Source organism: Jatrophihabitans sp. sgz311053 (assembly GCF_056135305.1).
The window spans coordinates 1-668 of the sequence record NZ_JBWAXP010000010.1; the positions used below are offsets into that span (position 1 = coordinate 1).

The window sequence follows — 668 nt, forward strand, 5'->3', positions numbered from 1 at the left end:
TACACCCCCACCAACGCCTGCGCCTCGATCGGATCACCCAACGGCGTCCCCGTCCCATGCGCCTCCACCACATCCACACCCGACGCCGACACCCCCGCATCAGCCAACGCCGCCCGAATCACCCGCTGCTGCGCCACCCCATTCGGCGCCGTCAACCCATTCGACGCCCCATCCGAATTCACCGCCGAACCCCGCACCACCGCCAACACCCGACGACCCGCACGCCGCGCCGAACTCAACCGCTCCAACACCACCACCCCGGCACCCTCGGCCATCCCCATCCCATCCGCCGACGCCGAAAACGCCTTACACCGACCATCACCAGCCAACCCACCCTGCTCGGCAAACCACACCAACCACTCCGGCGAGGCATGCACCGTCACCCCACCAGCCAACGCCAAATCACACTCACCAGCACGCAACGCCCGCACCGCCACATGCACCGCCACCAACGACGACGAACACGCCGTATCCACCGACACCGCCGGACCCTGCAACCCCAACGAATACGACACCCGACCCGACAACACACTCGTCGACACACCCGTCAACAAATGCCCCCCACCCACACCCCGCAACGCCCCCGCCACACCACCGCCATAACCAGACCCGAACACCCCCGCAAACACACCCGTCGCCGAACCCCGCAACGAATCCGGCGCAATACC

General features: G+C 67.1%; 1 protein-coding gene. It reads right to left on the minus strand.

The features are described 5' to 3' along the window. On the minus strand, positions 1–668 hold a 668-nt coding region (locus AC0NZQ_RS21840; RefSeq protein ID WP_474532238.1), incomplete at both ends, for a beta-ketoacyl [acyl carrier protein] synthase domain-containing protein.